Annotated in this window: 20 protein-coding genes; 6 read left to right on the top strand and 14 right to left on the bottom strand. The window is 73.0% G+C overall.

What is annotated here, in order from left to right:
- Positions 1-61: 61 nt before the first annotated feature.
- The 3 genes from ABZ858_RS23225 to ABZ858_RS23215 form a co-directional block, all read right to left on the bottom strand.
- Positions 62-1,327, bottom strand: a complete 1,266-nt coding sequence (locus ABZ858_RS23225; protein ID WP_361381687.1) for a ketosynthase chain-length factor — start codon at positions 1,325-1,327, stop codon at positions 62-64.
- Positions 1,324-2,589 (bottom strand): beta-ketoacyl-[acyl-carrier-protein] synthase family protein, encoded by a 1,266-nt coding sequence (locus ABZ858_RS23220; RefSeq protein WP_361381684.1) that lies wholly within the window; start codon positions 2,587-2,589, stop codon positions 1,324-1,326. The genes ABZ858_RS23225 and ABZ858_RS23220 overlap by 4 nt, the downstream gene beginning before the upstream one ends.
- A 173-nt stretch (positions 2,590-2,762) precedes the next feature.
- Positions 2,763-3,719 carry an aromatase/cyclase gene (locus ABZ858_RS23215; protein WP_361381681.1) on the bottom strand — a complete coding sequence of 319 codons (957 nt, stop codon included), beginning with the start codon at positions 3,717-3,719 and terminating at the stop codon, positions 2,763-2,765.
- Positions 3,720-3,909: 190 nt separating this feature from the next.
- Between ABZ858_RS23215 and ABZ858_RS23210 the strand changes: the two genes are divergently transcribed.
- On the top strand, positions 3,910-4,365 hold the full coding sequence (locus ABZ858_RS23210; protein WP_361381678.1) for a nuclear transport factor 2 family protein: 456 nt from the start codon (positions 3,910-3,912) through the stop codon (positions 4,363-4,365).
- Between the two features lie 76 nt (positions 4,366-4,441).
- On the opposite strand, the gene ABZ858_RS23205 is transcribed toward ABZ858_RS23210, so the two are convergent.
- The 9 genes from ABZ858_RS23205 to ABZ858_RS23165 form a co-directional block, all read right to left on the bottom strand.
- Positions 4,442-4,897 carry an ester cyclase gene (locus ABZ858_RS23205; protein ID WP_361381675.1) on the bottom strand — a complete coding sequence of 152 codons (456 nt, stop codon included), beginning with the start codon at positions 4,895-4,897 and terminating at the stop codon, positions 4,442-4,444.
- Between the two features lie 37 nt (positions 4,898-4,934).
- Positions 4,935-6,002 carry a zinc-binding dehydrogenase gene (locus tag ABZ858_RS23200; RefSeq protein WP_361381672.1) on the bottom strand — a complete coding sequence of 356 codons (1,068 nt, stop codon included), beginning with the start codon at positions 6,000-6,002 and terminating at the stop codon, positions 4,935-4,937.
- On the bottom strand, positions 5,999-7,849 hold the full coding sequence (locus tag ABZ858_RS23195) for an NAD(P)H-binding protein (protein ID WP_361381669.1): 1,851 nt from the start codon (positions 7,847-7,849) through the stop codon (positions 5,999-6,001). The genes ABZ858_RS23200 and ABZ858_RS23195 overlap by 4 nt, the downstream gene beginning before the upstream one ends.
- 14 nt (positions 7,850-7,863) lie before the next feature.
- Positions 7,864-9,618, bottom strand: coding sequence for an acyl-CoA dehydrogenase (locus ABZ858_RS23190; RefSeq protein ID WP_361381666.1), 1,755 nt, complete (start codon positions 9,616-9,618; stop codon positions 7,864-7,866).
- Positions 9,615-10,550, bottom strand: coding sequence for a cyclase (locus ABZ858_RS23185; protein WP_361381663.1), 936 nt, complete (start codon positions 10,548-10,550; stop codon positions 9,615-9,617). The genes ABZ858_RS23190 and ABZ858_RS23185 overlap by 4 nt, the downstream gene beginning before the upstream one ends.
- A 104-nt stretch (positions 10,551-10,654) precedes the next feature.
- The gene (locus ABZ858_RS23180) at positions 10,655-11,461 is read right to left on the bottom strand and encodes an alpha/beta fold hydrolase (protein ID WP_361381660.1); all 807 of its coding nucleotides are present in this window, start codon (positions 11,459-11,461) and stop codon (positions 10,655-10,657) included.
- Positions 11,462-11,568: 107 nt separating this feature from the next.
- Entirely contained in the window at positions 11,569-12,390 is an 822-nt protein-coding gene (locus ABZ858_RS23175; protein ID WP_361381657.1) for an AfsR/SARP family transcriptional regulator, read from the bottom strand.
- Between the two features lie 687 nt (positions 12,391-13,077).
- Positions 13,078-13,911: an AfsR/SARP family transcriptional regulator gene (locus ABZ858_RS23170; RefSeq protein ID WP_361381654.1), complete on the bottom strand. Its 834-nt coding sequence runs from the start codon at positions 13,909-13,911 to the stop codon at positions 13,078-13,080.
- Positions 13,912-14,212: 301 nt separating this feature from the next.
- Entirely contained in the window at positions 14,213-14,833 is a 621-nt protein-coding gene (locus tag ABZ858_RS23165; RefSeq protein WP_361381651.1) for a ScbR family autoregulator-binding transcription factor, read from the bottom strand.
- A 503-nt stretch (positions 14,834-15,336) separates the two neighbouring features.
- Between ABZ858_RS23165 and ABZ858_RS23160 the strand changes: the two genes are divergently transcribed.
- Together ABZ858_RS23160 and ABZ858_RS23155 are read left to right on the top strand one after the other, a co-directional pair.
- Entirely contained in the window at positions 15,337-16,326 is a 990-nt protein-coding gene (locus ABZ858_RS23160; RefSeq protein ID WP_361382157.1) for a ScbA/BarX family gamma-butyrolactone biosynthesis protein, read from the top strand.
- 94 nt (positions 16,327-16,420) lie between these two features.
- Positions 16,421-17,092, top strand: a complete 672-nt coding sequence (locus tag ABZ858_RS23155) for a ScbR family autoregulator-binding transcription factor (protein ID WP_361381648.1) — start codon at positions 16,421-16,423, stop codon at positions 17,090-17,092.
- Between the two features lie 23 nt (positions 17,093-17,115).
- On the opposite strand, the gene ABZ858_RS23150 is transcribed toward ABZ858_RS23155, so the two are convergent.
- Both ABZ858_RS23150 and ABZ858_RS23145 read right to left on the bottom strand, forming a co-directional pair.
- The gene (locus ABZ858_RS23150) at positions 17,116-18,582 is read right to left on the bottom strand and encodes an FAD-dependent monooxygenase (RefSeq protein ID WP_361382154.1); all 1,467 of its coding nucleotides are present in this window, start codon (positions 18,580-18,582) and stop codon (positions 17,116-17,118) included.
- A gap of 339 nt (positions 18,583-18,921) precedes the next feature.
- The gene (locus tag ABZ858_RS23145) at positions 18,922-19,560 is read right to left on the bottom strand and encodes a PadR family transcriptional regulator (protein ID WP_361381645.1); all 639 of its coding nucleotides are present in this window, start codon (positions 19,558-19,560) and stop codon (positions 18,922-18,924) included.
- A 165-nt stretch (positions 19,561-19,725) separates the two neighbouring features.
- Here ABZ858_RS23145 and ABZ858_RS23140 point away from each other — a divergent pair, with 165 nt between their 5' ends.
- The 3 genes from ABZ858_RS23140 to ABZ858_RS23130 all read left to right on the top strand — a co-directional run bounded on the left by ABZ858_RS23140 (position 19,726) and on the right by ABZ858_RS23130 (position 24,064).
- Positions 19,726-20,664 (top strand): ATP-binding cassette domain-containing protein, encoded by a 939-nt coding sequence (locus ABZ858_RS23140; protein ID WP_361381643.1) that lies wholly within the window; start codon positions 19,726-19,728, stop codon positions 20,662-20,664.
- A gap of 89 nt (positions 20,665-20,753) precedes the next feature.
- Positions 20,754-21,500, top strand: coding sequence for an ABC transporter permease (locus tag ABZ858_RS23135; RefSeq protein WP_361382151.1), 747 nt, complete (start codon positions 20,754-20,756; stop codon positions 21,498-21,500).
- Positions 21,501-21,661: 161 nt separating this feature from the next.
- A complete protein-coding gene (locus ABZ858_RS23130; RefSeq protein WP_361381641.1) occupies positions 21,662-24,064 on the top strand; it encodes an excinuclease ABC subunit UvrA in 2,403 nt (800 codons plus the stop codon).
- Positions 24,065-24,068: the final 4 nt, after the last annotated feature.

The following is a 24,068-nucleotide window of genomic DNA, read 5'->3' as shown; positions in this document are numbered from 1 at the left end:
CACGGGGTGGGGAAGCGGTCCGCCCGCGGCGGCGGGGGGGGGGGACACGGCACGGCAGGGCTCAGGCGCGCACCACGACGGCGGCGTTGAAACCGCCCCGGCCGCGCGCCAGCACCAGCGCCGTGCGCAGCCGGACCCCGGTGCGCGGGGCACCGGTGACCAGATCCAGGGGACAGTCGTCAGCCGGGCGCCCGGTGCCGGTGGTGGGGGGGATCACCTGGTCGCGCAGCGAGAACAGCGCCGCGGCCAGATCGAGGGAGGACCCCCCGGCGGAGAGCCGGCCGGTCATGCTCTTGGGCGCGGTGACGGGTACGCCCCGCTCGCCGAACAGCGCGCAGATCGCCCGCGCCTCGGCGCGGTCGGCCGCGCGCTCGCCCGCGGCGTCGGCGAGGACCACGTCGACCTCCTCGGGCCGCACCCCGGCGTCGGCCAGGGCGAGTTCGGCGGCGGCGCCGAGCCTGGTCCCGCCGGACCCGGGAGGCGGGTCGAAGGTGGCGGCGTATCCGGCGATCGACCCGTACACGCGGGCGCCCCTGGCGCGGGCGCTCCCGGCGTCCTCCAGCACGAGCAGGGCGCCGCCCTCGCCGGGTACGTAGCCGCTGGCGTCCGCGGAGAAGGGCAGGAAGGCACGGTCGGGGTCCGTGCGCGGGCTCATGCGGCCCTCGGCGACGTGCGCGACCCAGCCCCACGGGCACAGGGCGGAGTCGACGCCGCCGGTGACCACGAGCGAGGAACCCTTGCGCAGTTGGCGGCGGGCGTGGGCCACGGCGTCGAGCCCGCCCGCCTGTTCGGTGACCAGTACACCGCTGGCACCGCGCAGTCCGTGCAGGATGGAGATCTGGCCGGTGTTGACGGCGTAGAACCAGGCGAAGGACTGGTAGGCGCTGACGTGCTGGCCGCCCCGGCTCCACAGGGCCTGGAGCTCGCGCTGACCGAATTCGAAGCCGCCGGCGGAGCTGGCGGTGACCACCCCGGCCGCGTACCGCGGCAGTGCCGCCGGGTCGACCGCCGCGTCGTCCAGCGCCTCCTGGGCGACGGCCAGGGACAGCCGGGTCACCTGGTCGGTCTGGGCCAGCAGCCTGCTGCGCACGTGGTCCTCCGCGACGAAGCCGGGCACCTCGCCCGCGAGGCGGACCGGGTAGCCGGAGGCGTCGAAGCGGGTCAGCGGCCGGATGCCGTTCTCGCCCCGCAGGACGGCGTCCCACCAGGCGCGGGCGCCGAGCCCGTTGGGGGCGGCGACGCCGATTCCGGTGACCACGGCCCGCGGGCGGTCCGGGGTGCTCCGGCCGTCCTCGCGGGGGCGGGCGAGGGTGGACGCGTCGCTCATGCAGTGGCTCCCAGGTGCGGGCGGGTCAGGATCATGGCGCTCTGGAACCCGCCGAAGCCACTGCCCACGGTGAGCACCGTGTCGGTCCGCTGTTCGCGGGCCACGAGCGGGGTGTAGTCCAGGTCGCACGCGGGGTCCGGCTCGTGCAGGTTGGCCGTGGGAGGCACGGTGCCGTGCGCGATGGCCAGGGCGCTGGCGGCCACCTCCAGGGAGCCGATCGCCCCCAGGGAGTGGCCGATCATCGACTTGATGGAGCTGATCGGCACCTCGTAGGCGCGCTGCCCGAGGCCGCGCTTGAAGGCCGCGGTCTCGTGCCGGTCGTTCTGCTTGGTGCCCGAGCCGTGGGCGTTGATGTAGTCGACGGCGCCGGCGTCGAGCCGGGCCTCGTCCAGGGCGGCGGTGATGGCCTCGGCCATCTCCACGCCGTCCGTGCGCAGTCCGGTCATGTGGTAGGCGTTGCTGCGGCTGGCGAAGCCGGATATCTCGGCGTAGACCTGCGCCCCGCGGCGGCGGGCGTGCTGGAGTTCCTCGACGACCAGGACGGCCGCCCCCTCGCCGAGTACGAACCCGTTGCGGGTGCGGTCGAAGGGCCGCGAGGCGGTCCCGGGTTCGTCGTTGCGGGGGCTGGTGGCCTTGATCGCGTCGAAGCAGGCCACGGTGATCGGGGAGATCGGTGCCTCGGTGGCGCCGGTGATCATGACGTCGGCGCCGCCCTCGCGGATCAGCTCCACCGCGTGGCCGATGGAGTCCAGGCCCGAGGTGCAGCCGGTGGACACCAGCGACACCGGCCCCTGGGCCCCGGCCAGCCGGGCGACCTCGGCCGCCATCGAGCTGGGCACGAAGTAGTCGAAGAGGTGCGGGACGGCCCGGGTGTGGTCCAGCACCCAGTCCGCGCCGTTGCGGCTCACCTGTGCGTACTGCACGTCCAGGCCGGTGGTGCAGCCGACCGCGCTGCCCAGGGTGACGCCCGTGCGCCGCGCGTCGAGTTCGCCCGTCAGCCCGCTGTCGGCCAGCGCTTCCGCCGTGCTGACCAGTGCGAACTGGGTGGCCCGGTCCAGTCGTGCGCTCTCGGCCGGGGTGAATCCGTGGTCGGCGGGGTCGAAGTCGGCCTCCGCGGCGATACGGGAACGGAACTGCGCCGGGTCGAACAAGGTGATGCCCCGGGTGGCGGTGCGGCCGGAGGTGAGTACCGACCAGAACTCCTTGGTGCCCACGCCGCCGGGTGCGACCACGCCGATTCCGGTAATCACAACCCGCCTCATCGGCTTTCCTTCACAGTTTTCCTCCAGAGGGTCACGGCGGCAGCGCGGATCGCTGCCGCGTACGCGACGCATCCACCACATGTGCTTCTGAGCGTCGCCCAGGTTCCTGGCACCTTCCTGGAGGACCGCTCGAACCCTCCTCCGCCCTGCGCAGGGGGGCGGGGTCCGGTGGGTCAGCGAGCCGCGGTGACGTCCTGCGCGAACTCCTTGGCGAGCGCGAGGGTGGCGCCGGAGTTGCGGCCCAGCGCCCGGCGGACGTAGCGGCGGGCGGCGGCGAGGTCCGCGCCGGGCCCCAGGATCGGCTCGATGTTCTCCGGCCGCAGTACGACGCTGTGCCGCGAGGTGACCTTCAGGCCGGTCCCCTCGGGCCGCACGGACCATTCCCCGGTGTGGGCGGCCATCAGCGCCGGCGTCACGGTCTGCTTGTACACGATGCGCCGGGTCTCGGGGAAGCACACGCGCACCGATTCGGTGGTGTGGACCGAGCCGTCGGCCGTGCGCGTGTCCATCGACATGACCTGCACCCCCGGCGTCTCCTCGACCAGGTCCAGGCGGTCCACGTGCGGGACGCGCTCGGGCCAGTCGCCCACCCGGTACAGGAAGTCGTAGACGCGCTCCGCCGGGCCCTCGACGTGCACCGAGTCCTCGAAGGACAGCACGAGGTCGTCCAGCTCCCGCCAGCGCTCGGCGAGCGCCTTGAGGCGGCCCAGTTCCGACGTGCTGTTGGTGTCGGTGGCGCGCAGCACCCACTCGACGTCCTCGGCCCGGTCGCCGGCCACGGTGAAGTCGTGCAGCAGGGTCAGCCGGGTGGCCGGTGCGCCGAGTTCCTCGACGATCCAGGTGCCGCCCATGCCGGTCAGCGGGGCGGCCGGGATCTCCTGGCGGAACTCGATGCGGCGCCGGCCCGGGTCCGGTCGGCGGCGCGAGGACCACGTCTTCACCGTGTCGTTCGCGGTGGCCCACATCCGCAGGCGCTCCGTGCCCTCGTCGCTCTCCAGGCGTTCGACGTGGATGTTCGGCGGGAAGTACAGCGGCCACTTCCCCGTGTCCGCGATGATCCCGTAGACGACGCCCGCGGGCGCGGCGATCTCCACTTCGTGCGACGTGCGGTGCACCTGTTCAACGGACACCTGTTCCACCCCTTCTCTGGTCTGCTCGGCGGCTTCGACGGTCTCCGCACCTGCTGGAGGGCGGGCGGAAGGCGGCTTGAGGGGCCGAAGCCGCCCTCCGCCCGCACGGCCGGCGATCGAGGGATCCTCCAAGGGGGTGCGACCCGCGGCGCACAGCATGGGGGCAGTCAAGGAACGAAAGGGAGAACCCATGTCCACCGCGCCCGACCTCGCCCCCCGAGCCACCGCCTGGAGTGCCGCGCTCCACGCCGAGGTGCAGCAGTTCTACGCCCACCAGATGCAGCTCCTCGACCTCGGCGAGGCACGGAGCTGGGCCACGACCTTCACCGAGGACGCGACCTTCGCCGTGCCGACGCTGCCGGAGCCCGTGCGGGGCCGGGCCGGTCTGGCCGCGGCCACCACCCGCAGCCACGCGGAACTCGCCGCGGCCGGGCAGCGCCACCGGCACTTCCTGGGCATGCTGGACGTGCGGCCCCGCCCCGACGGCGCCACGGACGTCCGCTCGTACGCCATCGTGTACGTCTCGGACGTCGGCGGCGGGTCCCGGGTGCACCGGGTGTGCGTCTGCGAGGACGTACTGGTGCGGGACGAGGACGGCGGGCTCAAGGTGGCGGCCCGCACGGTCACCCGCGACGACCTGGCCTGAGCCGGGTCGTACCCGGTGCCCGCCGGTGACGGGCCCTTGCCGGAGCCCCGGGGCTCCGGCAAGGGCCCGTCGCCGCTCACAGGACGTCGGCGGGGACGAACCCCAACTCCTTGAGCATCGGCAGGTAGTTGAAGACGTCGTGGTGCTCGATGATCTGGCCGGCGTCGTCGAACCGGAGTTCCTCCAGCATGAACCAGGACACCTTCCTGCCCGTCGGGGCCTTGCCCAGGAACTCGCCGAGGTGGGTGGCGGTCACCGTGATGCGCAGGATGACGCGGTCGCCCTCGGCGACGATGGACCGTACGTCCAGGTGCAGGTCGGGGAAGGCGGCGAGGCCTCCTCGCATGGCGGCGGCCATCTGCTCGGTGTCGACCTGGCGGTCCTCGGAGAAGTGCCGGATGTCCGGGGACCAGTGCGTGAAGACGCCGTCCAGCTCCCAGCGGTTCCAGGCGGCGGCGCAGGCGAGCGCGATCTCCTTGTTGCGTTCCGGTACGCCGGGTCCGGCGGAACGCTCGTTCACCGTTGCGGTCATGGCGGGATATTCCCCTCGTCTGCTGTGAGTCGGTGGCTCAGGGGGTCAGGACGTGTTTGCCGATGCTGGTGCCGTCCAGCAGGGCGCGCACCGCGCGGGCGGTGTGTTCCAGCGAGTGGCGGCCGGCGATGCGGGGGGTCAGGACACCCTCCACGGCGAGCCGGCACAGTTCGGTGTAGTCGGCGCTGAAGCCGGGGCCGGGTTTGACGTAGTACATGCTCATCCGGCGGCCGCGGGTGAGGCCCAGGTGCCGGGCGACGAAGCGGGTCGCGGTGCGGCGCAGGGCCGGGACGTGCGGCCTGAACCACTGGCCCGGACGGAATCCGGCCACCGAGGAGTCGAAGGAGACCAGGGTGCCGCCGCGCGCCAGCATCGCCCAGCCGACGTCGAGGCCGCGGCCGCCGATGTGGTCGAAGACGGCGTCGACGCCGCCGGGGGCCAGGGCGCGCAGCTGGTCCGCGAGGCCGGGGGTGCGGTAGTCGAGCGGTTCCGCGCCCAGCCGGCGCACGGCGTCGTGCTTGGCCGCGGAGGCGGTGGCGATGACCCGCAGCCCGTGGTGGACGGCGAGCTGGGTGAGCAGGGCGCCCACGCCTCCGCTCGCCCCGTGCACCAGGACGCTCTGGCCCGGGCGCAGGCGGGTGCGGCGGTGCAGCATCTGGTAGGCGGTGACCCCGTTGGCGACCAGGGCCACGGCCACGGCCGCGTCCAGCTCCCCGGGGACGGCGGTGAGGGTCTTGGCCGGCAGGGCGACGAAGCGCTGCCAGGCGCCCTGGCGGGGCATGGCGGCGACCCGGTCGCCGGTCTTCCAGCCGGTGACGCCCGGGCCGACCTCGACGATCCGCCCGACGAGGTCATAGCCGGGCACGAAGGGGAAGCGCGGCGGGAACGGGTGGAGGTGCTGGAGCATCTGGACCTCGGCGAAGGACACCCCGGCCGCTTCCACGGCGACCAGGACGCCGTCCTTGCCCGCGGTGGGCCGGGGGCCCTCCACGGTGTGGATGTGCTCCTCGGGCGTGCCGCTGCCGGTCATCCGCACCAGGGCGTTGGCGGCGGGCGACGGGCCGGAGGCACCGGCCGCGGGGCGCTCGGCGGGTGCCGCGCTCATGCCGCACCGCCCGCCGGCCGCGGGGCGAAGTCGGCGGCGTGGTCGGCCACCCAGCGGGCGAAGGTGAGCGCGGGACGGCCGGTGACCTTCTCCACGGTGTCCCGCGGCACGGGCGGGTTGCCGACCGCGTCGGCGAGGTAGCCCAGCACCATCTCGACCACCGGGTGGGGCATGACCTGGCCCATGGTCTTGCGTGCCTGCGCCGGGGTGATCTCCTCGAAGGCGAGGGGACGGCCGAGCACCCGGGCGATCTCGCGGACCTGGTCGGCCTGGGTGATGGCCTCGGGGCCGGTGAGCACGTAGGCCCGCCCGGCGTGCCCGTCCGTCAGGAGCGCGGTCGCCGTCACGGCCGCGACGTCCGCCTCGTGGATCAGCACCCGCGCCGCGTTCGCGTAGGGGGCGCGCACGACGCCCTCGGTGCGGATGGAGTGGCCCCACTTCCACAGCAGGTTCATGGCGAACTCGTCGGGGCGCACGAAGGTCCAGTCGAGACCGGACTGCTCGACGGCGCGCTCGACGGCCCGGTGGTACTCGCCGCTGTGGTTGTCGCCCGACGTATCCAGGACCGAGGAGGAGGAGAGGACCACGATCCGGCGCACCCCCGATTCCCTGGCCAGCGCGACGACCTCGCGGGCGGCCTCGGGCACCGGGAAGAGGTAGAGGCGGTCCACGCCGTCGAGGGCCGCGCGCAGGGTCCGCGGCTTCTCCAGGTCGCCCTCGAAGACCTCGACCTGCTCCGGCAGACCGGCGGTGGCCGGGGTGCGGCTGACCGCGCGCACCGACGCACCCGCCGCGACGAGGCGAGCGACCACGAGCCGGCCCACGGCCCCTGTCGCTCCAGTCACCAAGATTGTCACGTGCCTGCTCCACCCTGTTCGGCCCGGGCGTCCCGGGGGCTTGCGCTCGGTAGTGCCGCCCAGCTTCCGGCGCGCTGGTGGAGAGTCCTTAGAGGGTCCTTCGAGGCGGCCTCGGTGAGCCTTTCGGGGCGGCCCCGGCCCCGGGGGCGACTGCGGGGCCGGGGCCGCCCGGACCGCGCCCGCGAACCCCTGGTCGAGCATGGTGCGGGCGGCGATGTCGCGGGCGGTGTCCAGTCCGGTGTCCTGGCAGGCCGTGCTCACCAGATAGCGGCCGTCGAGAACCGGATGGGTGGTGAAGGCCCAGGCTCCGCCGGGGACCGGGGAGCCGTCGGCGGTGGTGGGAACTCCGTCCGGGCCGAAGCCGAACTCGGTGAAGCCCAGTCGCAGCCCCTGCCCGAGCGCCTTGGTGTAGGCCTCCTTGAGGGTCCACAGCCGCAGCAGCCCCCACGCCTGCCGCTCGGGAGCCGTCCGGGCCAGCCCGGCCGCCTCGGCGGGGGTGCACATGTGCCGCCGGAGCATGTCGAGGGAGATCTCGCGGCCCACGGGTTCGGCGTCCACGCCGATCCGGCCGGTGCGGCTGATCCCGGCCGCGATGAGGTCGCCGGTGTGGCTGAGGCTGACGTCGATCTGGTCGAAGCCGCGGAGGAAGGGCCTGCCGCCGATCCTGTAGGCCAGTTCGAGCGCGGCCGGGTCCGTTCCCAGGGCCGCGGCGGCCGTGTACTTGACGAGCATGCGGGAGGTGACGAAGCGGTAGCGGGCGGCCGCGTTCTCGATGCGCCGGTAGCGCTGCCAGTCCCGGCCCAGCAGCGCACGCAGCCCGGTGTCGGTGAGCGCCGCGGTCAGCCATTCGCCCCAGGTCGCGGTGACCACGGCATGGCCCTCGCGTTCCAGGCGCGTGCGCACCGCCGCCCAGGGGCGGCCCGGCGCGGGGCCCGGCACGTGCACGGGCGGCGAAGGCGTCGTGCTGTCGGCTGCGCTTCGGTGGGGCACGGTCCGGTCCCTTCTCAGTACGCGGGTGTGCTGCCGTCCAGGGCGCAGCCGCGGTCGGTGCGGCCGCGGCGGGCGAGTTCGTCCAGGACCTGTGCCACGCAGCTCTCGGGTGGTCCGGGCGCGGTGACGCCCAGCCTCCTGGCCAGCCGGGACAGCGCCAGCACCGCCCAGGCGGGCTCGGCGAGGAACGCGTCGGTGCCGTCCTGGCCCTCCCAGACGCCGAGCACCGCGGCCGCGCCCTGGAGCAGGGCGAACCGGTCGCTGAGGGCCACGGCGGCCGGGTCGAAGGCGTCGGGCAGGGCCGCGCAGCGACGGCGCAGCTCGCGCAGTTCGCGGGTGAACGCCCGGGCGAGGCCGGCGAGTGCGGCGCGGGTGGCGTCGGCGCGCGGGACGCGGGCCAGGCGGTCGGCCGAGCCGGCCAGAGCGGCGGACAGGAAGTCCCCGCCGCCGGCGGCGGGGGGCGGCCGGTGCTCCAGGTCCGGCAGGTCCGTGCCCGTACGGAACAGTCCGGGCGGCGGTGCGGGGCCCCGGAACCAGGAGTGTTCGGCGAGGTGCCGCAGCTGGGGGACGATGACGGCGTGGCAGGCGGCCGTGCCGGTGTGGCCGAGGCCCGCGTGCGGCAGGTCGCGCGCCAGCTTGTCGCGCAGCGCGTGCGCGCTGCCCGGCGCGTGGCCGTGCGGGCCCAGGACACTGATGAGGTCGTCGAGGTTCTCCCGCAGTACGTCCAGGACGACGTAGCTGAGGGTCGCGGCCGCCAGGGGGGTGCGGCCGGACGGCAGACTCAGTGCGCGCAGGGCGACGGTGGCCATGCTGTCGCAGGCGAGCAGGTCGGCGAAGAGCGGGGCGAGCGGGGCGTGCCGTCGCCGTACGGTCCGGGCGTCCTCGCCGGCGAACACGGTGTGGGCGGCGAGGCGCAGTACGGTCTCGGCGGCGGCGACGGCCGCGCCCGCCACGAGGCCGCGGTCGATCTGGAAGGTGCGCAGCGCCAGTGCGGTTCCTTCGCCGGGGCGGCCGAGCAGGGCGTCCGCGGGCAGGGGGCAGTGCGTGAACTCCAGGCCGGACAGCAGGGCGCCGCGCATGCCGGAGGTGGGCGCCCTCGGCAGGGTCCGCACGGCGCCGCCGGGCAGCAGGCCGGGCTCCAGCAGGAACACGCGGTGGCCGGCCGGGCCGTGGGCGGGTGCCGTGCGGGCATGGACCACCCAGGCGCCCGCCCGTCGGACGTCCCTGACGAGGTCCTTGCGGCCGTCGAGGGTCCAGCCGTCGCGGGCCCGGCGTGCGGTCAGCTCGCCCCGTGCGAGGGCGTTGGCGTGGGCGGGTTCGTGGAGCACCGCGGCGGCCCGGCCGCCGCCCAGCAGCAGGTCCGCGGTGCGCCGGCGCTGCCGGGCGCCGCCCACGGCCCAGACGGGTGCGGTGGCGGACAGCGGGGCGGCGCCCAGGCCGAGCGCGAGGTCGCGCCGGAAGAGCGGGCGCAGCGCGGTCAGGAGCAGGTCGGCGCGGGTGAGCAGGCCGCCCTCCGCGGCCGGCACGCACTCGGCGCCGACGCCCGCCTCCATGAGCAGGGCCTCGGTCGTCTCCGGGGGCACGCCCCGGTGGTCGGCGGTACCGAGGGCGGCGAACGAGTGCGGGTTGGCCGGGTCCCGGGGGTCGCCGAGGAGGGCCTCGAACCGGGCCGCGCGGTGCTGTGCGGCCGCCAGGAGGTGTGCGCCCCGGCCCGCGGAGCGGCCCGGCCGGGGGGTGGCCGGGGCTGCGGTGACCGGTTCCCGGTTCACCGGGTGCGGACGGCCGGTTCCGCGTGCCGCCCGGCGAGGTCCGGCACGGTCTTGCGCTGCCCGCCGGGCAGGTCGCGCGCGGCGGCGCGGGCCGCGGCGGTGGAGACGGCCCGGTCCTCGCGCCGTAGCACCCGGTGGCGGGTTGGGACGGTGACGTCCCGCTCGCCCGACAGCACCGGCCACTCGCTGGTGTGTGCCTGGAACGGCTCCTGCGGCGCGGTCTCCTCGGCGGTGATCCGCAGGGCGTGCGGGAAGCGGACCCGGGCCGTCCCGGTGCTCCGTACGAGGCCGCCGCACCGGGTCTCGGTGCGGACGGCCTGCGCACCGGGCCGGTCCTCGGCCACCTCGGCGCGCAGCACGTGCGCAACGCGGCCGGGCCGGCCGGTGAGGGAGCACAGGAAGGAGTGGACGGGTTCGGCGGGGCCCTTGGTGTGTACGGACTCCTCGAAGAACGGCAGCGGGTGCTCCAGCCGGTCCCCGTGCTCGGCGGTGACCCTGAGCCGCGCCGGCTCGGCCGCGCTGCGGGCGCCGGCGGCCCGCAGCGCCGTATCGGCGTCCTGGGACACGTCCTGGGCGGGGGTCACGTCGTGGTCCAGGGCGAGCCGGCGGCGTCCGGGCGCCCCGGCCTCGACCCGCCGGCTGCCGGCCCGGGCCAGGAGCGGGCCCGCGGGTGCTGCCTCCTGGCGGAAGTCGCTGCGCCGGGCCACGGCGTCGAGGGTGCGGCGGACCGGGCGGGGGCGCACGCTGCCGTGCAACTCGGTCCAGGCCCGGAGCAGGTCGTGGACCCCGTCGAAGTCCAGCCGTTCGGCCTGGCTGCACGAGCGCGGGAACAGCGGCCGGCGGGTGGTGTCCGCGAGCGGTGCGCAGACCGTGCCGGCCGGCGCGGCCACGCCCACCGAGTACGTCCTGTGATGCGCGTGTTCACCCGCCATCGGCCCCGTCCCCTTCCGGCGTCCGTCCTCTGCGGTGTCCGCGTCGAGGTTCACCGGGCCGGCCGGAGAAACCCTCGAACGGTCCTCGACCGGTGCCGGCCGCGTCACCGCCGTCCGTCGCGTCGATGCGGGCCGCGCGGGCGCGCGGTGTCCTTCACCCCGGCGCGCCCCACGATCCGGCAGGCCCGGCCGAGCAGCCGGGGCAGATCGCCGTCGCGGACGAAGAAGTGGCCGCCGGGCAGGGTGCGGTGGACGAAGCGGCCGTCGGTGAAGGCCTGCCAGCCGCGCATCGTCTCCGGGGGCACCAACGCGTCCGTGCTGCCGCCGACGGCCAGCAGCGGCACCGGAACCGGTCCTCCGGTGGCCGGGTCCAGGCAGGCGGCGCGCAGGTCGGCGGCCAGCCGCAGATCGTCCCGGAGCACCGGCAGGACCAGGCGGTGCCACAGGTCGCCGGGCACGGTGTCGCCGGGCACCGCCTCGAACTTCTCCAGCACCCGCAGCAGTTCGTGGTCGGGGGCCTCGGCGGCGGAGATCAGTTCGCCAGGGTCGCCGGGCGGCGGGCAGGCGCCGACGGCCAGCAGGGCCGGCAGCGGCAGGCCGGCCGCGTGCAGGGCCCGGGTGAGGGTGTAGGCGATCAGTCCGCCCAGGCTGTGCCCGTACAGGACGTACGGGCCGGACGGCCCGGGCGGGAGCAGGTCGCGCAGGTCGGTGAGGAGGGCCTGGCGGGTGGTCACCCGCGGTTCGCGGCGTCGTGCTCCCCGGCCGGGCAGCGGCCGCGCCTCGGGGACGGCCGCACCCGCCAGCAGGGTGTCCCAGCGGTGGAACGCCGAGGTTCCGGCTCCCGCGTGCGCGAAGCACACCAGCCGCACGCCCCGCTCCCCCGCCGTGTCCGGCCCCGGCTCGTACACCATCGTCCCTCTCCGCCTGGTGTGTCGCGCGCTCGCCGGGCGGGTGCGCGCCCCGCCGGAGAGCCCGTCGTTCTCGCGGCTGTGCCATGTGTCCCGTCCCGGGGCAGGGCTCAGGCCGCGTACAGGTCGAACGTGGAGCCGCGCCGGGCTCCGCCGAGCACGTCCAGCGCCGGGTCCACCGCGAGCATCGCCTGGTGGAGCCGCTGAAGCTGCGGCGAGGGTTCGACGCCGAGGTCCTCGATGAGGCGGGTGCGCAGCCCGCGGTAGACGTCCAGTGCGGTGGCCTGGCGGCCGGACCGGTAGAGCGCCACCATCGCCTGCGAGTGCAGACCTTCGTGCTGCGGGTGACGGGCGATCAGTTCGGTGAGTTCGGCGAGGAGTTCGGTGTGGCGGCCGAGCCGCAGGTCGACGTCGATGCGTCGCTCCACGGTCACCAGCCGGCTCTCTTCGAGCCGCATGACGTCGATCTCCAGGATCGGACCCACGCGTACGTCGACCAGGGCCGGGCCCTTCCAGAGCGCGAGCGCCTGCCGCAGCCGGGCGGCGGCAAGGTGGTCGTCGCCCGTCTCGATGGCGCTCTGCCCCTCGGCGACCAGCCGGTCGTACTCGTGGACGTCCACGCTCTGCCCGGGGATCTGGAGCAGGTAGCCGCCGTGGCGGGTGGCGAGCACCTCCTTGGCGGCGCCGGGGTTGCCCGGCCCCATGGCCGCGCCGAGCCTGCGGCGCAGCTGGAGTATGTAGGTCTGCAGCGTGGTCAGCGCGCTCCGGGGCAGCTCGGTGCCCCACACCTCCTCCATCAGAGTGGGCACGGGCATCACCCGCCCCGGATAGAGTGCGAGCAGCGCCAGAATCTGACGTGGTTTCCCGGCCGTCGGAACGATGGAACCTCCGTTGACCTCGGCGCTCAACGGACCCAGAACCTGAATCTGCACGATTTCCCCAGCTCGTCGTCGAGTTCACATCGGTAAAGCCTGCGTCTCAAGCACAGTAGCGGGGCGCGAGACGGCCCCGCCGATTTCTTGAGTGCTCGTCGAGTCCGTCTCCAACAGAACACGTTCGCCGATTTCTTGAGCAGCCGAAATCGAGATTCCAGCCACCCGCGGAAAAACGCCGGGGCGGGTCCGGGCAGGGGGACTGCGCCAGCAGAGGGGAGGGGTGCGCGCGGGCGCATCCGTTTCTCGGGCCGGCGAGCTGCCGACGAATGCGAAGGGCACACTGTTTTCGCAGGTGACAGCGGCTCCCGACCGGAGAGGGGGCAGGCGCGTCCGTGCCGGGCGGCGGGCGGCCGGACGCCGGTTCACTACCTCGGCGCACCGCTTCGGGCCGCCGCGCCCGTATGGCCCGACGACTTCGGGTGGGCCGCGGCACGCGCGTCCCGCGGGAGGGAACGAGAGCGGCCGACCGGCCGACCGGAGGTCAGGATCGACACCACCGGCCGTGCCCGGCCGACCGCCTCTTCGGTGAATCCACTGGTTTTCTTCCGGCACTCGACCGCAATACCCTGAACGACATCCAGGAGACCTTGGTCAGGTGAAATCCGGCTCCAGGTGCGCTCCAGCGGAATTCCGGCCGCATCTGTTCTCCGCCGCGGTGAATTCGGCGGGAGGGGGGATGCTGTCTCAGCCGACCCGGGCGACGCGGTCGCCGTGGATCTCCGACGCCCCGGGGGAGGCGTCGGGCCCGGCCATGAGGATCGACCGCTGCAGCCTGCGCAGGCCGGCCGAGGGCTCCAGCCCCAGCTCGCGCACCAGGGTCTGGTGCAGCCGCTGGTAGACGTCGAGGGCTTCGCCGCGGCGGCCGGAACGGTGCAGGGCCAGCATGAACTGGCCGTGCAGGTTCTCGTGGGTGCGGTACCGGTCGGCCAGCACGGTCAGTTCCGCCAGCAGCTCCCGGTGCCGTCCGATGCGCAGATCGGCCTCGATGCGCTGATCGAGGGCGCACAGCCGGGTCTCCTCCAGCCGCCGCGCCTCGGTGTCCAGCTGAACACCGCCGTGCACGTCGGCGAAGGCCGGTCCCGACCACAGGGACAGCGCCTCGCGCAGCAGCCGGGCGGCGCCGGGGAAGTCGCCCGCGTCCATCGCCTGCGAACCTCTGCCGAAGAGCCGGTCGAACTCGCGGACGTCGCTGGTGCCGCCTCCACTGTGCAGCAGGTAACCGCCGGGCAGCGTGAGCAGCACGTCCTTGGCGGTGCGTCGGCCCGGCGCGCTCCCCTGGCCCTGTTCCAGGGCGGCCGAGATGAGGGACCTCAGTTGCAGGACGTACGTCTGGAGTGTGGTGCGGGCGCTGCGCGGTGGCGTACCCGCCCACAGTTCCTCGATCAGGGCCGGGACCGGGACGACCTGATCGGCGTGGAGTGCCAGGAGCGCCAGCACCTGCCGTGCCTTGGGGGCGGTGGGGGTGATGGAGTGTCTCTGCTCCCGGACCGTCAAAGTGCCCAGTAGTGCGATGTCCACGAGTATCCCCCTGTCCACGGCCACGGATGAGCACCTCAGTAAAAAACAGGGTCAACGGTTTGTCAACAGAAAACCAACCGCACCGTCCTCTCCGGGTGAGCCGCCAAGTGACCTTCTTCAGCGCTGCCTTGTGCTTTTGTCGAACTTGGAGCATGTCGCAGAGGCATGAGATCACGCCATGATCCACTCACTGCCACCCCAGGAGGCCCAAAAACAGACCCTCGGGTCTTCTTTGTGCGGTCCGCGCATGCAAAAGGGCCCGGTACCGTACGTGCGCGGTACCGGGCCCACCTCCGGTGCCTCACCGGGGCCGGGTGCCGCCGGCCTCCAGCTGCGCCAGCAGGGCGCTGGGCGCGACGGACGGCAGCAGCAGCCGCCAGACGCGGCTCACCGTCGCCTCCGAGAGCCACCTCGCGTCCCGCACACCGAGCACCTCAAGTCCCACGGTGGCGGCCACCACCGCGGTCACCACGTCCCGCGCCGCGACGTCCGGACGCAGCTCCCCCTTGGCCTCGGCCTGCCCGAGCTCCTGCTCCACCCAGCACCGCCAGTGGTCCCGCAGATCGGCCCCGGCCGGGTGGGACGGCTCGGAGCCCAGGGAGAATCCCGTGCGGAGCACCACGTCACTGCGCAGCGCGTCGGCGAGGCGGTGGGTGGCGTCGACCAGCAGTTGCACATGGCTCGTCGTGGCCGGGAATTCGGCGCGGATGACGGCCACCATCCGGGTCAGCGCCTCCGCCTCGACGACGTCCGCCAGGGCGGCCTTGCTCTCGAAGTGGAAGTGCAGCGCTCCGGCGCTCACTCCGGCACGTGCGCAGATCGCGGTGAGCGACGCCCGGGAGAAGCCCTCCCGGCCGAAAATCTCCGCCGCGGACCGGATCAGGGTTTCGCGCGTACGCGCCGCACGCTCCTGCTTGACCATCAACCGCTCCATTGCTGCAAAGGGGGTGCCGCGCCCGCTGAAGCGAGAGCGAGGAGGTGGACCACGGCGCTTGTCGCAAAAGGCCGGGGCCGAGGCGTCCGAGCACCCCTCACCACCGCGGCCGCCGCCACAGCGCGACCCCCCGTGCGGGCCAAGATAACAAACTGCACGTGCCGTTTCTACTGAACGGACAACAGGACGACGCCTGTTCACGGCGGACGGGGGCCGGACCGTCCCGCCCCCGGGCGGAAAGAGACGGGAGCGCGGCCCGGCCTCTTGAGGACTGCTCAAGGCGCGCTTGAGCCGACCGGGGCCCGACGAGCCGCACAATCCGCCCGTGCGCCGCCCTCAGGACCCGATCCCACCAGCACGAACAGGCGAACCGGAAGGGTGTGTCCGACCAGATCCACAGCTCTGGTACGCATCCCGGTCGGTCTATATCTTTCGACCGGAGCCACTCGGACACATCTCACACCATTTCAGGGGGAGCAGTGCATACCAGCATGTTTCAGGTCGAACTCACGGCATTCGGTGCGCAGCTGGGGCGGTGCTGCGGAGAGCCCGCGCTCCTTTCGGACGGGCCGCGGCCCGCGACGCTCACCAGCACCGTCCCCCGTGAACTGGTGCACAGGTCCGCCGTCGCCGAGGTGCTGCTCACCGGCTGGCGGCGGGTGGACGACACCCGTTTCGTCATGGCCGCCCAGTGGCCCCGCGGTCACAGTTTCTTCACCCCGGTCGCCGACGGCCGGCACGACCCGCTGATCGGCTGCGAGACCCTGCGCCAGATCGGCATCCTGCTGGGACACGCCGGATTCGGTGTGCCGTTCGGCCACCAGTTCCTCATCCAGGATCTCCACTTCGCCGTCCGGCCGCAGCACCTGGAGGTGGGGTACGAGCCCGCCTCACTCAGCGTCTTCATCACCTGTACGAAGATCGACCGGCGGGGTGAGAACCTCTCCCGTCTGCGCTTCGAGGCGGTCTTCCACCGCAACGGCCAGGTCGCCGCGACGGGCGGCGGCTCCTTCTCCTGCCTGGCACCGAAGGTCTACCGTCGGCTGCGCGGCGCGCACGTGCGCGGCAGCGATCTCCACCCGCGGGCCCTGGGGTCCGCGGTGGAACCGGCACGCGTGGGGCGCACGTCGCCCATGGACGTCGTCCTGTCCCCCACCGGTGCGCGGAACCGCTGGCTGCTGCGGGCCGACACCCGCCATCCCGTCCTCTTCGAGCACGCCGTCGACCACGTGCCGGGCATGGTCCTGATCGAGGCGGCCCGGCAGGCCACGGCAGCGGTGCTGGGCCTCCCCCGCTACCTCCCGGTGGGCATCGCCGGCGAGTTCGAGCGCTACACCGAACTGGCGCCGCCCTGCACGATCGAGGCCCGGGCGCTGCCCGCCGCCGCCCCGGGAAGAGGCCGGAGCGTCCAGGTGACCGCGGTCCAAAGCGGTGTCCGGGTCTTCGGCTGCACCGTCACGGCCGCACCGCACGAGGACTGACCGCTCCCCAGGGCACCCGGTCCCCTACCGCCGTACGATACGGACCGGCGGATTCTTCGACCGCCCGAACCACCCCGAGGAATCAGGAGGCGCAGTGGCCGAGCAGGTCCGAGCCATCCGTACGCGTCGCACGATCCTGTCCGCGGCGGCCAAGATCTTCGAGGTGCACGGATACCAGGCGGCGACGATCACCCAGATCCTCAAGGAGGCGGGGACGACCAAGGGCGCCCTGTACTTCCACTTCGTCTCGAAGGAGGACCTGGCCCAGGCCGTCCTGGCCGAGCAGGACCACAGCATCACGGTGCCGCCCCGCGTCTTCAAGGTGCAGGAGATCGTGGACATCGTGATGCTGCACGCCCACCGTCTGCAGACGGACCCGATGGTCCGCGCCGCGGTCCGGCTGACGATGGATCAGCTGGCGGAGGGCCTGGACCGCAGCGGCCCGTTCCTGCGCTGGGGCGAGGTCGGCGTCCGGCTGCTGAAGGAGGCACAGGCGCGGGGCGAACTGGTGCCCCACGCCGTGCCCGCCGAGACGGCCGACGTCATCGTGGGCTCGTTCGCCGGCATCCAGTCCATGTCCCAGGCCGTCTGTGACTACCGCGACCTGGTCACCAGGGTCTCCGTCATGCTGCGGCACGTGCTCCCCAGCGCGGTGGCCCCCTCCGTCCTCGCCTCGCTCGACCTCGCCGAGAGCCGGGCGGCCCGGGTCTACGCCGAGGCGCTGGAGACGGCCCGGGCGCAGAAGGCGCTCGGCGCCGTCGGCTGACCCGGTCCCCTGCCCGCGCCCCGTCAGGGGCGGCCCGCCGGGGCGGCCTCGGCGAAATACGCCGACAGCACCGCGCCCAGGTCGCCGCCGTCCGACGTCCACGCCAGATAGCCGTCGGGCCGTACCACCGCAGCTTCGTACGGTATTTCGGGGACGGACTCGGCGCGGACCACCTTCAGCAACCCGCCCCACGTCCGCGCCCGGTCACGGTGGCGCGTGCCCCCGTCGCCGAGGAGCAGCAGCAGCGGCCTGCCCTCCTGGAGCAGTTCGATCACGTCGGTGCGCCCCGACACCGTGGTGAGCGCCACGTTGGCCAGGAACGTCCCGGCCGCAGGACCGCCGTCCCCGGCAAGAGCGGGCAGGACCGTGTCCTGAGCGCTGATCATGTCGCTGAGCCGGCGGCCGCCCTCCTGATCGGTGGCCAGCAGCGAGCGGAACACCGTGCGCAGGGCGTCGGGTTCGGGACCCGGGCGCATCAGCGCGAGCTGGGCCCGTGTGTTGTCGATGACCCGCTGGGCCACCGGCCGGCGCTCCGCGTCATAGGTGTCGAGCAGTCCGGCGCCCGCCTTTCCCCGCACCGCGAGCGCCAGCTTCCAGCCCAGGTTGAGCGCGTCCAGCACGCCGGTGCTCAGGCCCTGTCCGCCGACCGGGAAATGCACGTGCGCCGCGTCACCCGCCACGAAGACGCGTCCCGTGCGGAAGGCGCGGGCGAGACGGGTGAAGTCGCTGAACCTGCCCAGCCAGCGCGGCCCGGTCATGGCGATGTCCCGCCCGGCTATCCAGGAGACCTCCCGGCGCAGTTCCTCCAAAGTGGGCGGCGTGGGGCGGCCCGGGTGCGCGCCGGAGCAGTTGAGCGTCCGCAGCTGGGTGTGGCCCTCGGGGTCGCGCCTGGCGGCGATCCAGCCGCGTGCCGTGCGCTGCCAGCCCTCGGGCAGCGCGCGGGGGTCCGTGAGGGTCACGGCTCCCGTCAGGGCGGACACCGTCGCCGGCCCGGTGTCGCAGGGGATGGCCGCCTGCGCGCGCACCACACTGCGGGCTCCGTCGGCCCCCACCACGTACTGCGCCTCGACGTACACGGTCCGGCCGTCCGGGCCCTCGGCCCCGATCCGCACCCCGTCCGCCTCCTCGACCACCTCTGTCACCCGGTGCCCGCGCAGGACCCGTGCGCCGGCCGCCCGGGCGCGCTCCTCGAAGCCCCTTTCGAGCTGTGCCTGGGGGCGCTTGAGGATCGGGGCCGGCTCCCGGTCGGGGGCCGTGATCACCAGTCCGGGCAGACCCGCGAAGTGGAAGGGCGAACCCGCCGCGGTGCGGGCGGCCGCAGGGCCGGGCAGGTGGCCGCGCCGGGCCAGGCACTGCACCGCCCGTGCGTGCAGCGTGGTCGCCTTCGGCCGCTCGCTGACGCCGTCCCGCGCCTCCAGGAGCACCGTGTCGACTCCGTAGCGGGCCAGTTCGGATGCCATCAGCATCCCGACGGGTCCCCCGCCGACCACCGCCACCTGCGCCCGTACCCGACCAGTCCCCTGCACAGCGGCGCCCCCTCGGCCCTAAGCGGATGGGGAAAGATTTTACCCGGCGCCTGGATTCTTTACCATCCCGAAAGGAGACGAAGGCGCTCCCGGGACCTCCGTCACGGTGCGGTGCGGTGCGGTGCGGACCGAAGGCCCGCCAGATCCGCGACACGGTCGACTGCGACAGCGTCCGCTTCACCACCAGGGCGACCTGCTCGTCGGTGACCGTCCGGGGCCGCCGGACCGCGGCATGTCGCCCGGGCCGGCGACCCGGCACCGCGAGGCCCACGCCTGCGGCGGGCAACGGCGCCGCACCCATCCCTAGTGGATGCCCTCCGGTTGCCGGTCCGCCGCGAAGGGGTTCGGCTCGTCGTCCGCGAGCACGCCCACGAAGGGCTCGCCCTCCCCAGCGAAGGTGTACGCGCCACTCTCGATCCGCTCGATCAGCCCACGGGTCCACCGCACACCGCCGTCGGCCGAGTGCACCCACAGGTTCATGAGCTCGCCGATGTGGCCGAGCTGTTCGGGCCCGGCCTCCGGCGTGTAGTACACGGTGACCGCGGACCGCCACCGCTCCAGCCCCGAGACCCGCTCCCTCAGCAGGGCGACGGCCTCGCCCCGGGACAGGTCGACCATGAAACCGAGTCCGGCGGAGAGCTCGTCGGACTTCTGCTCGTGCGAGCTCAAGGCGTCGCGCAGCAGCCTGAAGTACTCCGCGGTGCCGTCGTCGTTGAGTTCGTACTCCACGCGGGGCGGGCCGCCGACGGTGCTCGGCGCGACCTCGTGGGCGATGAGCAGTCCCTGCTTCGTCATCTGCTTCAGGGCGTGGTAGATCGAGCCGGGTTTGGCGCTCGACCACTCGTGGGCCCCCCAGTACTCCAGGTCGTTGCGCACCTGGTAACCGTGCGCCCGTCCGTGCTGGCGGACCGCGCCGAGCACCAGCAGCCGGATCGGTGACATGGGCGTCTCCCTTCTGGACAATTTTGACTAGACTACCTACCCAAGTTTGACTAGTCGCGCATCCCCCTGTAGCTTCACTGACTAATCAAGTTTGTCCAGCCGGGTGGTGATGTCCTCTCCCGGGCATCACTAGTCAAGTTTAACCACTGACTGAAGGAGGGCGTTTTGACTGATCGTGAACCGGCGATCGTCGTCGAGGGCCTGCACAAGCGCTACAAGGACAAGCAGGCTCTCGACGGCCTCGACCTCACGGTCCGGGCCGGTACCGTCCAGGGGATCCTCGGCCCCAACGGTGCCGGCAAGACCACGGCCGTACGCATCATGTCCACGCTGCTGCGCCCCGATGAGGGACGCGTCGAGGTGGCGGGCATCGACGTGCGGTCCCGAGCCGACGAGGTGCGCTCTCAGATCGGCCTGCTGGGCCAGAACGCCGCCGTCGACGAGGAACTCAGCGGCCGCCAGAACCTGGAGATGTTCGGGCGCCTGTACCACCTCGGCGCCCGGCGCGCCGGCGCACGGGCGGAGGAACTGCTGGAGCAGTTCGGCCTCGCCGACACCGGCAACAAAGCCGTCAAGCAGTACAGCGGCGGTATGCGGCGGCGTCTGGACCTGGCGGCGTCCCTCATCTCCCGGCCGCAGGTGCTCTTCCTGGACGAGCCCACCACGGGGCTCGACCCCCGCGGCCGCACGGAGGTGTGGAACGCGGTGCGCTCCCTGGTCGGCGGCGGTACGACCGTACTGCTGACCACGCAGTACCTGGAGGAGGCCGACCAACTGGCCGACCAGATCGCGGTGATCAACCGCGGGCGGGTCATCGCCGAGGGCACGGCCGACGAACTGAAGACCAAGACCGGCGGCGACCGCATCGACGTCATCCTGCACGACGCGGCGCAGCTGGAGCGCGCCGCCGCACTGCTGCCCGGTGACGTGCACCGGGACGAGGACCGGCGGATGGTCAGTGCCTCGATCAGCAACCGGATGGCGGCCCTGACCGAGACCGTACGGGCGTTGCAGGCGGCCGGCATCGAGGCGGAGGACATCGCGGTGCGTCGGCCGACCCTCGACGAGGTCTTCATGCACCTGACGAAGGAGGAGGCCGCGTGAGCGCGACCCACAGTGTGACCACGTCCCCGGCCAGCACGACGCACGGCACGGGTTCGAAGCTGAGCTGGGCGGCCGCCGACTCCTGGACGATGACCAGGCGCGAGCTGGCACACTGGGCGCGCCAGCCCGTCCAGGTGGTCGTCGGGCTGGTCTTCCCGGTGATGATGCTGCTGATGTTCGGCTACCTGATCGGCGGCGGCGAGGGCGTCGCGGGCGACTTCAAGGACTACCTTGTGCCCGGCATGCTCACCATGACCATGGCCTTCGGTCTTGAGGCGACCATGCTCTCGGTCACCCAGGACCTGGGCAAGGGCGTCATCGACCGGTTCCGCTCGATGCCGATGAACTCCGGCGCGGTCCTGGTCGGCCGGAGCATCGCCGACATGCTGCAGTCGGCGGTCGGCCTCACGGTGATGATCGGCGTCGGATCCGCGATCGGCTGGCGCTGGAACCACGGATTCGCCTCCTTCATGGGGGCGGTGGGCCTGCTGCTGCTGCTGCGGTTCGCGATGCTGTGGATCGGTATCCACCTGGCGATGGTCGCGGGCAAGCCGGAACTGGTACAGGCCGTGCAGATCCTGGTCTGGCCGGTCGCCTTCCTCTCCAACGCCATCGCCACACCCGGTTCGATGCCCGGCTGGCTCGGCGCGGTCGTCGAGTGGAACCCGATGTCGGCGACGGCCACCGCGGTACGCGACCTGTTCGGCAACCCGGGCGCGACCGGCGACTCCTGGGCCGCGACCCACGCGGACCTCCTCGCGCTGGCCTGGCCGGTGGTCCTGGTCGCAGTGTTCTTCCCGCTGGCGGTCAAGAGGTTCCGGGACCTGAGCCGCTGACGAACCCGGTCCCCCCGGCGCCACCGACGACGGCCCGCCGCACACTCGCGGCCCCGCGACGACCGGTGACGGTCACGGGCCCGCCGCCGTACCGCCGCCTCCGGCCGCACCACAGCCCTGCCGCCGCTTCGGCCGCACCACAGCCTTGGAGAAACCCGCACATGCCCCACACGCCCGCCACGTCCTCCCCCGTGCCGCACCCAGCCGACAGCCACGACCTGATCCGCGTCCACGGCGCGCGGCAGCACAACCTCAAGGACGTCAGCATCGCGCTGCCCAAGCGCCGGCTGACGGTGTTCACCGGGGTCTCCGGCTCGGGCAAGAGCTCGCTGGCGTTCGCCACGATCGCCGCCGAGTCCCAGCGGCTGATCAACGAGACCTACCCCTCGTTCGCACAGAACCTCATGCCCAGCCAAGCGCGGCCCGAGGTCGACGTCCTCGAAGGGCTGACGGCGGCGATCATCGTCGACCAGCAGCGGATGGGCTCCGACCCCCGCTCCACGGTCGGCACCGCCACCGACGCCAACGCCATGCTCCGCATCCTCTTCAGCCGCCTCGGCACCCCGCACATCGGACCGCCGAGCGCGTACTCGTTCAACACCGCCTCGATCAGCGGAAGCGCCTCGATCACCGTCGAGGGCGGCGGCAAGAAGGCGGCCACCGCCGACTTCAGCCGCACCGGCGGAATGTGCCCGAGGTGCGAGGGCCGCGGCACCATCTCCGACATCGACCTCACCCAGCTCTACGACGACTCCAAGTCGATCGCCGAGGGCGCGTTCACCATTCCCGGCTGGAAGTCCGACAGCTGGTGGACGGTGCGCACGTACGCCGAATCCGGCTTCCTCGACCCGCACAAGCCGATCGCCGAGTACACCGAACAGGAGATGCGGGACTTCCTGTACCGGGAGGCGACCAAGGTGAAGGCGGGCGATTCCACCGTCACCTACGAGGGGCTGATCCCCAAGATCCAGAAATCGTTCCTGTCCAAGGACCGGGCGTCGATGCAGCCCCACGTGCGGGAATTCGTGGACCGCGCGGTCACCTTCACCACCTGCCCCTCCTGCGACGGGACCCGGCTCAGCGAGGGAGCCCGCTCCTCGAAGATCGGGCAGGTCTCGATCGCCGACGCCTGCGCGATGGAGATCCGCGACCTGGCCAAGTGGGTGCGCGACCTGGACGAGCCCACCGTGGCCCCGCTGCTCGACGCCCTCAGGCAGACCCTCGACTCGTTCGAGGAGATCGGCCTGGGCTACCTCTCCCTCGACCGTCCCTCGGGCACACTGTCGGGCGGCGAGGCACAGCGCGTCAAGATGATCCGCCACCTCGGCTCCTCGCTCACCGATGTGACGTACATCTTCGACGAGCCCACCGTCGGTCTGCACCCGCACGACATCCAGCGGATGAACGACCTGCTCCTGCGACTGCGCGACAAGGGGAACACCGTCCTGGTCGTCGAGCACAAGCCGGAGACGATCGCCATCGCCGACCACGTCGTCGACCTCGGTCCGGGACCGGGCTCGGCGGGCGGCACCATCTGCTTCGAAGGCACCCTCGACGCACTGCGCTCCTCCGAAACCGTCACCGGGCGCCACCTCGACGACCGGGCCGCCCTCAAGGACACCGTCCGCACGCCCACCGGGGCGCTGGAGATCCGCGGCGCCACCGCGCACAACCTCCATGACGTGGACGTCGACGTTCCGCTCGGCATCCTCACCGTCGTCACCGGTGTCGCCGGCGCCGGAAAGAGTTCCCTGGTCCACGCCTCCCTCCCCGCGGGCAAGGGCGTCGTCTCGATCGACCAGAGCCCGATCCGCGGCTCCCGGCGCAGCAACCCGGCCACCTACACCGGCCTGCTCGAACCGATCCGCAAGGCCTTCGCCAAGGCCAACGGCGTCAAACCCGCACTGTTCAGCGCCAATTCCCAGGGCGCCTGCCCCACCTGCAACGGCGTCGGCGTCATCCACACCGGCCTGGGCATCATGGCCGATGTCTCCACCCCCTGCGAGGACTGCGACGGCAAGCGATTCCACCCCTCCGTACTCGAACACCGCCTCGAAGGCCGCGACATCAGCGAGGTCCTCGCGATGTCGGTGACCGAGGCCGCGGAGTTCTTCACCGCGGGGCAAGCCCGGATTCCGGCAGCGCGCAAGATCCTCGAACGCCTCGCGGACGTCGGCCTCGGCTACCTCAGCCTCGGCCAGCCGCTCACCACGCTGTCCGGCGGCGAGCGGCAGCGGCTGAAGCTGGCCACGCACATGGGCGACACCGGCGGCGTCTACGTCCTGGACGAGCCGACCACCGGTCTGCACCTCGCGGACGTCGCCCAGCTTTTGGGCCTGCTCGACCGGCTCGTCGACTCCGGGAAGTCGGTCATCGTCATCGAGCACCACCAGGCGGTCATGGCCCACGCCGACTGGATCATCGACCTGGGACCCGGCGCAGGCCACGACGGCGGCCGCGTCGTCTTCGAGGGCACCCCGGCCGACCTCGTCGCCGCACGCACCACCCTCACGGGCGAACACCTGGCCGACTATCTCGCGGGAGCCGCACACAACGGCGCGTGAGACG

Source organism: Streptomyces sp. NPDC047017 (genome assembly GCF_040644175.1).
Classification (GTDB): domain Bacteria; phylum Actinomycetota; class Actinomycetes; order Streptomycetales; family Streptomycetaceae; genus Streptomyces.
Note: the sequence above shows the minus strand (reverse complement) of the source record. Positions and strands in the feature narration are given on the sequence as shown.

Coding starts and splice junctions, on each gene's coding strand:
- ABZ858_RS23185 (WP_361381663.1), bottom strand. CDS start 10,550: ATGGCGGGTGAACACGCGCATCACAGGACGTACTCGGTGGGCGTGGCC.
- ABZ858_RS23210 (WP_361381678.1), top strand. CDS start 3,910: ATGTCCACCGCGCCCGACCTCGCCCCCCGAGCCACCGCCTGGAGTGCC.
- ABZ858_RS23160 (WP_361382157.1), top strand. CDS start 15,337: ATGTTTCAGGTCGAACTCACGGCATTCGGTGCGCAGCTGGGGCGGTGC.
- ABZ858_RS23205 (WP_361381675.1), bottom strand. CDS start 4,897: ATGACCGCAACGGTGAACGAGCGTTCCGCCGGACCCGGCGTACCGGAA.
- ABZ858_RS23135 (WP_361382151.1), top strand. CDS start 20,754: ATGACCAGGCGCGAGCTGGCACACTGGGCGCGCCAGCCCGTCCAGGTG.
- ABZ858_RS23180 (WP_361381660.1), bottom strand. CDS start 11,461: ATGGTGTACGAGCCGGGGCCGGACACGGCGGGGGAGCGGGGCGTGCGG.
- ABZ858_RS23220 (WP_361381684.1), bottom strand. CDS start 2,589: ATGAGGCGGGTTGTGATTACCGGAATCGGCGTGGTCGCACCCGGCGGC.
- ABZ858_RS23165 (WP_361381651.1), bottom strand. CDS start 14,833: ATGGTCAAGCAGGAGCGTGCGGCGCGTACGCGCGAAACCCTGATCCGG.
- ABZ858_RS23225 (WP_361381687.1), bottom strand. CDS start 1,327: ATGAGCGACGCGTCCACCCTCGCCCGCCCCCGCGAGGACGGCCGGAGC.
- ABZ858_RS23130 (WP_361381641.1), top strand. CDS start 21,662: ATGCCCCACACGCCCGCCACGTCCTCCCCCGTGCCGCACCCAGCCGAC.
- ABZ858_RS23145 (WP_361381645.1), bottom strand. CDS start 19,560: ATGTCACCGATCCGGCTGCTGGTGCTCGGCGCGGTCCGCCAGCACGGA.
- ABZ858_RS23200 (WP_361381672.1), bottom strand. CDS start 6,002: ATGAGCGCGGCACCCGCCGAGCGCCCCGCGGCCGGTGCCTCCGGCCCG.